The 9981-nt window shown below is 68.0% G+C and carries 10 protein-coding genes; 8 read left to right on the forward strand and 2 right to left on the reverse strand.

The window, feature by feature from the left end; genetic code table 11:
• The gene (locus ABD907_RS17970; protein ID WP_345218063.1) at positions 1 to 216 is read right to left on the reverse strand and encodes a hypothetical protein; all 216 of its coding nucleotides are present in this window, start codon (positions 214 to 216) and stop codon (positions 1 to 3) included.
• Between the two features lie 101 nt (positions 217 to 317).
• Between ABD907_RS17970 and ABD907_RS17975 the strand changes: the two genes are divergently transcribed.
• The 7 genes from ABD907_RS17975 (at position 318) to ABD907_RS18005 (ending at position 8335) form a co-directional block, all read left to right on the forward strand.
• Positions 318 to 1391: a LacI family DNA-binding transcriptional regulator gene (locus ABD907_RS17975; protein WP_345218065.1), complete on the forward strand. Its 1074-nt coding sequence runs from the start codon at positions 318 to 320 to the stop codon at positions 1389 to 1391.
• Between the two features lie 53 nt (positions 1392 to 1444).
• Entirely contained in the window at positions 1445 to 2833 is a 1389-nt protein-coding gene (locus tag ABD907_RS17980) for an FAD-dependent oxidoreductase (RefSeq protein WP_345218067.1), read from the forward strand.
• A 2-nt stretch (positions 2834 to 2835) separates the two neighbouring features.
• Positions 2836 to 3762 (forward strand): ABC transporter permease, encoded by a 927-nt coding sequence (locus ABD907_RS17985; protein ID WP_345218069.1) that lies wholly within the window; start codon positions 2836 to 2838, stop codon positions 3760 to 3762.
• Between the two features lie 10 nt (positions 3763 to 3772).
• A complete protein-coding gene (locus ABD907_RS17990; RefSeq protein WP_345218070.1) occupies positions 3773 to 4636 on the forward strand; it encodes an ABC transporter permease in 864 nt (287 codons plus the stop codon).
• Between the two features lie 66 nt (positions 4637 to 4702).
• The gene (locus tag ABD907_RS17995) at positions 4703 to 6253 is read left to right on the forward strand and encodes an ABC transporter substrate-binding protein (RefSeq protein WP_345218072.1); all 1551 of its coding nucleotides are present in this window, start codon (positions 4703 to 4705) and stop codon (positions 6251 to 6253) included.
• 11 nt (positions 6254 to 6264) lie between these two features.
• Positions 6265 to 7314, forward strand: a complete 1050-nt coding sequence (locus ABD907_RS18000; RefSeq protein WP_345218074.1) for an ABC transporter ATP-binding protein — start codon at positions 6265 to 6267, stop codon at positions 7312 to 7314.
• Positions 7277 to 8335, forward strand: coding sequence for an ABC transporter ATP-binding protein (locus ABD907_RS18005; protein ID WP_345218076.1), 1059 nt, complete (start codon positions 7277 to 7279; stop codon positions 8333 to 8335). The genes ABD907_RS18000 and ABD907_RS18005 overlap by 38 nt, the downstream gene beginning before the upstream one ends.
• Before the next feature lie 13 nt (positions 8336 to 8348).
• Here ABD907_RS18005 and ABD907_RS18010 read toward each other — a convergent pair whose 3' ends face one another.
• A complete protein-coding gene (locus tag ABD907_RS18010; protein ID WP_345218078.1) occupies positions 8349 to 8813 on the reverse strand; it encodes a molybdopterin-binding protein in 465 nt (154 codons plus the stop codon).
• A gap of 181 nt (positions 8814 to 8994) precedes the next feature.
• On the opposite strand from ABD907_RS18010, the gene ABD907_RS18015 reads away from it, so the two are divergent.
• On the forward strand, positions 8995 to 9882 hold the full coding sequence (locus tag ABD907_RS18015; RefSeq protein ID WP_345218079.1) for a hypothetical protein: 888 nt from the start codon (positions 8995 to 8997) through the stop codon (positions 9880 to 9882).
• Positions 9883 to 9981 lie beyond the last annotated feature (99 nt).

Raw genomic sequence — 9981 nt, forward strand, 5'->3', positions numbered from 1 at the left:
TCACGTGCTCCGCGGGAGGACCATCCCGGCCCTGATCTGCCCGAGCCGCGCCATGGCCTCGTCCAGCAGGGCCGGATCGGTGCAGCGCACGACGACGTCGGTGCCGTGGGCGTCGCCGTCGCGGAACGGGTAGGACCCGAAGCTGAGCTGTGGCATGGCCGCGGCGAGCTCGCGCAACGGGGAGGCGACCCGTGCCTCACCCACCGTGCTGGTCATGTCCCGACCGAGAAGTTGCTTATGCGTATTGACAATCCCACTTGAGTACGTATGGTTATGGGCATAAGCAAGCGGACCGGCAGTGACGCCAACAGGGAGCAATGGTGCAACGCAGGGAGCAGGAGGGTCGGGCTCGGACCCGGCAGGCCGACATCGCTAAGGCCGCGGGACTGTCCCAGGCGACGGTCTCGATGGTGCTGTCCGGCCGGCCTTCTGCCCGCATCTCCGAGGAGACGCGTCAGCGGATCCTCGAGCTGAGCGGCTCCCTCGGGTACAGCGCCAATCCCGCTGCCCGCCGCCTCGCCGGCGGGAAGAACCGGATCCTCGGTGTCTTCACGTACGAACCGACCTTCCCGATCGCCGGCCTCGACCAGTACTACCCCTTTCTGCTCGGCATCGAGGCCGAGGCGGAGGACCTCCACCAGAACCTGCTGCTCTTCACCAGCGCGAGCGGCAAGGGGCGGGCGCGCAGCATCTACGCGGACGGCGTCAACCAGCTCGGGATCGCGGACGGCAGCATCCTGCTGGGCCGTGGGGAAGACCGGGACGAGGTCGCGCGCCTCGCGCACGAGGGCTACCCGTTCGTCTACATCGGTCGGCGCGAGATCAAGGGCGCAGACATCTCCTGGGTCACTGCCGACTACGAGAGCGCCACCTACGAGGTGGTGAGCCGGTTGGCCGCGCTCGGACACCGCCGGCTGCTCTACGTCGGCGTGACCGACCCGGAAGAGCCGAACATCGACCGCTTCGCCGGGTTCAGCCGGGCGGTCGAGGAGTACGCGCTCGAGACCACCGTCATACGTCCGGCCGACGACGCCGACGTCGTTGAACAGATCGGCGACGAGCTCAAGGTCGGGGCGACCGCAATCGTGATCGAGACACCCGAAGACGGTGCTCGGGTCTTCAAGGCCGTCAAGGCGCTCGGTCTGGACGTCCCCGGCCAGGTTTCGGTGGCCGTGCTGGGCGACATGGCCATCCCGCGCGCACGAAAGCAGACCTGGTCCGGGTTCGGGATGCCGTTCGGTGAGATCGGGGCCGAGGCGGTCCGGGTGCTCGCCGAGCTCATCATCGACCCGAGCGTCGGACCACGGCACGTGAAGCTGCCGTGCAACCCCCGTCCGGGACGAACGATCGGCGAAGCGTCCAGCGGTCGCCAGCCCACGACACAGCAGTGACAGAAGAACACATGAGCTCGGGAGAAACGTTCTCCCGGCCCGAAAGGAGACCCGTGAGTCAAGCAGTCCCGCTCCACGTCGATGCACCGGTGCGCGCGAAGGTCGACGTCGCCGTCGTCGGTAGCGGCCCGTCCGGCCTGTCCGCCGCCATCAGCGCTGCGCGGCGTGGCGCCCGGACCATCCTCATCGAGCGGTACGGCTACGTCGGCGGCAACCTGACCGCCGGCCTGGTCGGGCCGTGCATGACCTCCTACAGCCTCGACGGCACGACGCAGCTCATCCGAGGAGTCTTCGAGGAGCTCGTCCTTCGGATGGAGGCGCGCGGCCAGGCGATCCACCCCTCGAAGGTTCCGGCCAACAGCCCGTACTGCGGCTACATCACCTACGGGCACGACAAGGTGACGCCGTTCGAGCCGGAGGCGGTCAAGATGGCCGGCCTGGAGATGCTGCGTGAGGCCGGCGTCGAGATCCTCTTCCACAGCACGGTGATCGCCCCCCGTACCGACGGTGACCGAGTCAACGGCCTGTTCATCACGAGCAAGTCGGGGATCGAGGCGATCGACGCCACGGTCGTCGTGGACTGCTCGGCGGACGCCGATGTCGTGGCAGGTGCCGGTGCGCAGACGGTCTACGGCCGCGAGGAGGACGGCCTCGCACAGCCGATGACCCTCTTCTTCCGGGTCGCCGGTGTCGACGACGCGAAGGTCGACGCCTACGTGAGCGAGGCGCAGGAGATCCGGCCCTTCGCCTCGATCGTCGAGGACGCTCGGCAGAAGGGCGAGTACACCATCCCCAGGAAAGGCATCGGCCTCTACAAGACCATGCGCCCCGGCGTCTGGCGGATCAACACCACCCGAGTGCTCGGCGTGAGCGGCGTCGACGTCGCAGACCTCACCACGGCCGAGATCGAGGGGCGCAAGCAGGTCCACGAGCTGATGGAGTTCCTCCGCGGTCGGGTGCCCGGATTCGCAGACGCCATGCTGCTCGACACTGCCGCCACGATCGGCGTACGTGAGTCGCGGCGCATCGTCGGCGAGTACACCCTGACGCTCGACGACCTGGAGACCGGACGACACTTCGACGACGTCATCGGCACGTGCGGCTACCCGGTGGACATCCACAGCCCGACCGACGCGGGCGGACGGCTCGAGGACGACCCGACGGCGAACGTCTACGAGATGCCGTACCGGATGCTCGTCCCTCGCGACCTGGACGGCGTGCTGGTCGCCGGCCGCTGCGTCTCCGCGACGCACGAAGCCCTCGCCGCCATCCGCGTCATGCCACCGTCCTTCGCGATGGGCCAGGCCGTCGGGACCGCCGCGGCATTGGCCGTGGCGACCGGCGTGCAGCCGCGTGCGATCGACGTCGACACCTTGCAGGACCAGCTCCTGGAGGACCACGCCTACCTGGGGCCTGAGCGGGTTCCGCAGACGGTCGGCTGACCATGGGGCCGCTCGTTCTGCGACGTGTCGGGCAAGCGGTGCTCGTGCTGTGGGGCGCGCTGACGATCGTCTTCATCGTCGTCCGCCTGGTCCCCGGCGACCCGGCCGCTCTGCTGCTCGGACCCTCGGCAACCGCCGAGCAGGTCAGTGCGCTGAACACCGAGCTCGGCTATGACGAGCCGCTGATCGTCCAGTACCTGACCTACCTGGTCGACGCCGTACGGCTGGACTTCGGAGTCTCCAACCGGCTCCACGTGCCGGCCATGGAGGCGGCGCTGGCACGGCTGCCCGCCACCACGACCCTGGCCATCAGCGCCATGGTGGTGACGATCGCCGTCGGGTTCCCCCTGGGCGTGGTCGCGGCCCGCAGGCCGAAGAGCCTCGTCGGCCGGGTCGTCGCGACCGTCTCCCTCGCCTTCCAAGGGATGCCGCAGTTCTGGGTCGGGATCATGCTCGTGATCGTCTTCTCGGCGACTCTCCGGCTGCTGCCGTCCTCCGGATTCACCTCGCCGCAGAGCCTGGTGATGCCGGCGGTCGCGCTGGCACTGCCCTACATCGGCTGGCTGACCCGATCGGTCCGCAACTCGGTGATGGCCGAGCTCGGCCAGCACTACGTGCGCACGGCGCGAGCAAACGGCCTGCCGGCGCGACGGATCTTCTACGGGCACGTCGTGCGGAACACGCTCATCCCTGTCATCACGGTCATCGGCCTGCTGCTCGGTGTCTTCATCGGCAGCGCGGTGATCGTCGAGCAGGTCTTCGCCTGGCCGGGCGTCGGCCGGCTGATGGTCGAGGCCATCACCTACCGCGACTACTCGGTCGTCCAGGCGTCCGTCCTGGTCATCACCGCCTTCTACGTCGTGATGAACCTCGCCGTCGACCTGCTCTACAGCTATCTGGACCCGCGCGTCAGGTTCGGGAACGCATGAGGAGGCAGCCATGACTGCAGTCGCACTTCCTGCCGCACGACGGCGAAGCGTCCGTCGATCGGTGGACGCGCGATGGGTCGCGCGCGCCGTCATCGCGCTGTACGTGCTCGTCGCACTGGTCGGCCCGTTCCTCATCCCCTACGACGCGACCGCGACGAGCACGAGCGACCGCCTGCAGCCTCCTGGGGCGACGCTCACCGACGGCTCGGTGAGCTGGCTCGGTACCGACCAGGTCGGCCGTTCCATCGCCGCCCAGGTCGTCGCCGGCTCCCGGGTGTCGATGCTGATCGCCGCTGCCACGGTCGTCATTGCCGGCGCCCTGGGGCTGGTGCTCGGCCTGATCGCCGGCTACTTCGGGCGCTGGGCCGAGTCGCTGATCATGCGGCTAGGCGACATCCAGCTCGCCTTCCCGAGCATCCTCCTGGCCATCCTGATCGCCGGTGTGCTCGGCCCCAGCGTCACCAACGTCATCGTTACCCTGGCCATCACGCGATGGGTCATCTTCGCGCGCGTCGTCCGGGCGTCGACCCTCGTGGCGAGCAAGAGCGAAGCAGTCGAAGGGGCCCGAGTTCTCGGGGTCAGCAACTTCTGGATCATCGTGCGGTACATCGTGCCGCGGGTCCGAGGACCGTTGGCGGTGGCCGCGACGGTCCAGATCGGACTGATGGTCATCGCCGAGGCGTCCCTCAGCTTCCTCGGCCTCGGCGTCCCGCTGGACCAGGCGTCCTGGGGCTCCATCATCGCCAACGGGCGGGACTACCTCTCCTCCGCCTGGTGGATCGCCGCATTTCCCGGCCTCGCCCTCGTCCTCCTGGTCGTCGCGACCGGGATGGCGACCGACAGCAACCGATCGGAACCCAACCAAACCATGTAGCGCGTCCCCGGACGCAAAGCCCATCACCCTCACTCGCCTCATCACCCTCACTCGAAGGAGAGAGAGATGTCTGAAACCCCACTCACCCGCGTCATGTCGACCAGGTTCGATCGCCGAGCGTTCTTCGGGTTCGTCGGTGCAGGTGCCGGCGCCGTGGCGCTCAGCTCGTGCGGCATGCAGTCCGGCGACGGCGCAGAAGGAGACAGTGGATCGGCGGTTCTCAGGGCGGCCTTCGACCGGCCCGTCCTCGACCTGAACCCGTTCGGCTCCGCCAACGTCGAGCAGGCGACCCTGATGGCCGCGGCGCTCATCTTCGACTCGCTCGTGGTGCGGGCCGGCGACGGCTTCGAGCCGCACCTGGCCACCGAGTGGTCCCAGCCCGACGAGAACACCTGGATCTTCACGCTCGACGAGATCTCGTTCCACGACGGCGCCCCGGTCACCGCGAAAGACGTCAAGGCGTGCGTCGAGAGCATCGCACAGGGCACCACCCCGCAGGCTGCGCTGTGGGGCGCACTGGACACCGTCGAAGCGACGGACGACAAGACCGTCACCATCACCACGACGTCGCCGCTGGGCACGATGCTGTCCAACCTGTCACTCGTATCCATCGTGCCGGCCGACAAGGTCGGCGACGCGCAATTCTTCGCCAGCAAGCCCACCGGCAGCGGCCCCTTCCAGGTCGACTCGTTCACCGCCTCCGACCACCTCAACCTCGACGCGGTGGAGGACTACTGGGCGGGCGCTCCGGCGTCGTCGCGGCTCGAGCTGCCGTACATCCCGGAGAACTCCACGCGCCTGACGGCGCTGAAGACGGGGGAGGTGGACGTCACCTGGTCCATCCCGCCGGACCAGATCGAGGCGATGGCCGAACCGGGCCTCGAGGTCGTGTCGGCACCGAGCTTCATCAACTACTTCAACTGGTTCAACTCCAGCCGCAAGCCCTTCGACGACGTACGCGTTCGCCGCGCGATGTGGATGGCCATCGACGTCGAGCGCGTGGTCGGCGACCTCTTCGGTGACACGGCGGAGGTGGCGACGGCACCGATCCCGTCCGCCGTCTTCGGGTACGGCGAGCAGGACCCGTACCCGTACGACCCGGACCAGGCTCGTCAGCTGCTCGCGGACGCCGGCCTGGCAGACGGGTTCTCGACTCACGTGATGTGGGCGCAGGGAGTCGCGCCGCAGGTCCGTCCCCTCGCCGAGTCGTTCGCCTCCTACTGGAGCGAGATCGGCGTGACCGTCGAGCTCCAGGAGCTCGAGCAGGCCGCGTGGCTCGACCGGCTGCTGGCGCTCGACTGGGACATGGACCTGCAGAACGCTGCCAACGCGACGGGTGACGCCGACTACACCCTCGGTCGCCTGTACACCACGGACGCCAACCGCATGGGCTACTCGAATCCGGAGCTGGACGAGATCTTGAAGGACGCCCGGAGCCTGACCGACCAGGAGAAGCGCGCCGAGCTGTACGCCGAGGCCTGCCGGATCATCTGGGACGACGCCGTCGGGATCTTCCCGTTGCAGGTGCTCGCGACATACGGCATCCGCGAGGGCGTCGAAGGGCTCGAGCCCGCGCCCAACAACCAGCCGGACTTCGTGCCGGTCTCGCCGGCGTGACCACGGGTACGGTGACGTCAACGGGTGGCGAGGCGGTGCACGAGGAGTGGACGGCGGCGCTCGAGGTCGACAGGCTCGCCGTCGCCTATCGCAGCGGCGAGGAGGTCCTCAACGCCGTGCGAGACGTGTCATTCCATGTCGGACGCGGAGAGACGGTCGGCCTCGTCGGCGAGTCCGGCAGTGGGAAGAGCACCATCGGGTTCGCCCTGCTCGGTCTGCTGCCGGACGGCGTCGGGGAGGTGACCAGCGGCAGGGTCCAGTTCTTGGGCGATGACCTGGACGTCACCTCCGAGGCGGAGCTGGCCGCGATCCGTGGACGGCAGATGTCGATGGTCTTCCAGGACCCGCTGACCGCGCTCAACCCCGTGCTCACCATCGGCAAGCAACTGGCCGAGCTGTTCGTGCACCACCAGAAGGCCGGTCGGCGTGAGGCCTGGCGTAGGGCGGTCGAGCTGCTTCGTACGGTGCGCATCCCCGATCCGGAGCGCCGGGCACGCCAGTATCCGCAGCAGCTCTCCGGCGGGATGCGCCAGCGCGTGGTCATCGCCATGGCACTGGCGCTCGGACCCAGAATGGTTATCGCCGACGAGCCGACGACGGCGCTGGACGTCACGGTCCAGGCCCACATCATGTCGTTGCTCGAGGATCTCGCGAAGGAGACCGACGCCGGGACGTTGCTGATCACGCACGACCTGGGCGTGGTTGCCTCGCACGCTCGCCGGGTTTACATCCTGTACGCGGGTCAGGTCATGGAGCGCGGGCCGATCCGGCCGATCTACGAACGGCCGGCGCATCCGTACACGGTCGGTCTGCTCGAGTCGGTGCCACGGGTCTCCGGTGCGCAGCGCGAGCTGCAGCCGATCCCCGGCAGCCCACCGCACCCGGCGGAGCAGATCACGGGCTGCCCGTTCCATCCGAGATGTCCGCTCGCGACCGACCGATGCCGCGACGAGACACCGGCGATGAACCCGGTCGACGGCGAACGCGCCGCGGCCTGCCACTACGCGGAGGAGGTGTACCAGGGTGTCCACGACGAACGACTTCGTGCTGCGAGCGAGTGACGTGACGTGCACCTTCCGACTGGGTGGTCGCCTGTTCCAGCGCGGGAACCACGAGGTCCAGGCCGTGGCCGGCGTCAGCCTCGAGGTCCGTCCGGGGGAGGCCGTCGGCCTCGTCGGCGAGTCCGGTTGCGGCAAGTCCACCATCGCTCGGGCGATCGTCGGGCTGGAGCCGACCACGAGCGGGACCATCGAGGTCTGTGGCCAGGACATCACGACCTTGCCCCCTCGCGCCCGGAGGGACGCCCGTCGCCAGGTTCAGCTGATCTTCCAGGACCCGTACTCGTCCCTGAATCCCGACATGACCGTGCGGGACCTGCTGTGCGAAGGCTGGCGGGCGCATCCCGGCATCCTCGCTCCGTCCCGGTGGGACGGGCGGGTGGCCGAGCTGCTCGAGATGGTCGGCCTCAGTCCGCGTCACGCCGACCGCAAGCCGCGCGAGTTCTCGGGCGGCCAGCTGCAGCGCATCTCGATCGCCCGTGCCCTGAGCGTCGAGCCGCGCCTGCTCATCGCCGACGAAGCGGTCTCGGCGCTGGACGTCTCGGTCCAGGCTCAGGTCCTGAATCTGCTCGACGACCTGCGCGAACGACTCGGCCTGGGAATCTTGTTCATCTCGCACGATCTCTCCGTCGTGCGGCATCTCTGTGACCGGGTGGCGGTGATGTACCTCGGGAAGATCGTGGAGTCGGGCAAGACTGCCGACGTCTTCGCCGAGCCGAGCCACCCCTACACGCAGATGCTGCTCGAGTCGGTGCCCGATCTCTTCCCGTGGGAGTCGGGGCGCCAGGCGGCACGCCTGCCGGAGACCGGGGAGCTGCCCTCCCCGATCGACCCGCCCTCGGGATGCAGGTTCCGGACGCGATGCCCGCTCGCCTCGGACCGCTGCGCTGATCAGGTGCCTCCGCTCGAACCGATCGTCGGTGCCCCGCCGGCCCACCAGGCCGCCTGCCATTTCGTGGAGGAGGCGCGCCGCGGTGCCTGGCGACGGACGAGTGCCGAGGGCGCGGTGACGTCGGCGAGCTGAGCGGTCTTGAGCGTCAGCGTGGCCTTGCCGCGCGGAACTGGGCCCGCAACGTTTCGAGCCGCGTCACGGCCTCGTCCAGCAGGGCCGCGTCGGTGGCGCGCACGACGACGTCGGTGCCGTGGGCGTTGCCGGCGCGGAACGGGTAGGACCCGAAGCTGAGCTGTGGCATGGTCGCGGCGAGCTCACGCAGCGGGGTGGCGACCCGTCCCTCGCCCACCTCTAAGCGCACCTCGCGGGACAGTCGCGGGGCTCCGCCGTCGAGCGTGGGCAGGACGGTGTCCACCATGGCGTCGAAGATGCTGGGCACCCCGGCCATGACGTGCACGTTGCCGATGGTGAAGCCCGGTGCGCCGGAGCGGTCGTTGACGATGAGGGTGGCGCCCTCGGGGATGCGCGCCATCCGGAGCTGGTCCGCGGTGGCGCTCCGGCCGCGGGCCGCGAGGGCGGCCTCCAAGAGCTCGCGGGCGTCCTCGCGCACGTCGATCCCGACGCCGAAGGCCGCGGCGACGGCGTCGGCGGTGATGTCGTCGTGGGTGTGGTCGGATCCTCTGTATCGGCATCACGGCAGTGTCCGGCTGAACATAGTTGGGCACAGGTCGGAGAGAAGTGGGCGCTTCGAATGGCAGCGCGATTGACGCACGCGGTGGGAGCATCATGGGATGACCTTCATTGCTGAGGCCGTCCTGGTATTGATCGCTTCCCCTGGCGATACAAGGGAGGAGCGGGCAGCGATTGCTGGCGCACTCAACCATTGGAACGCAATGCGTGCTCGACGTGACGGCGTAGTCTTCGTGCCGTGGCTGTATGAGCGACACGCGGTACCGCTCATGGGTGGAAATCCTCAAAGCATCATTAACGCCCAGGCTGTGGACAAGGCCGATGTTGTGATCGCGCTGTTCGATGCGCGCCTAGGCACGCGAACGGCTGACGCAGTTTCAGGCACCGCTGGCGAGATTGAAAGTGCAATCGCCGCCGGTAAGCGCGTCCACGTCTACTTCTCCAATGCCGATATTCGCCGAGACGAATTTGATGCCGAGCAGTTCGCTGCCCTTCAGGAGTTCCGCACTTCTCTCGAGCCTCGCGGTCTACTGGGAACATATGAAGGACCCGACGACCTTGCAGATAGCGCTCGCCGCGCGCTCGAATTGGATCTCGAGGAGATGAACTGGGGAAGTGGACAGGTGCCGTCGCGGCCTCAAACCAACGGAGCCGTGCTAGTGGCACACCACGAGCATCGAAGAGAAGTCCGGGGCCACGACAAGAGGGGAAGGCCTCAGTACAGGACCACGACAAATCGACTCGTGCTTAAGAATGAGAGCGCGACGCGGTCCGCGGAAGAAGTGCATGTCAGTGTCGAAGGTTTAGACGATACGGAGGTAATGTTTGACGGTCCGCCTGACACCTTTGAGTTGGGGCCGCGATCTGAACGCAGTTGGACGCTTATACCATTACGCAGTGGTGATGTCCGGATCGACCTCGAATGGCAAGAGGAGGGAGTGCCACAAACTAGTTCCTTGACTGTCAGCGTCCCGGGCGGGCCAGGATAGCGAATCCGTCTACCCTGACATGTCCGCAGTGGGGGCGGCTCTCGCCTCCAGGTGGAGGGCCGGCGTCGCATGCCGGTCCTCGACCCAAGCGAGTGTTAG

This window comes from Georgenia halophila (assembly GCF_039541595.1).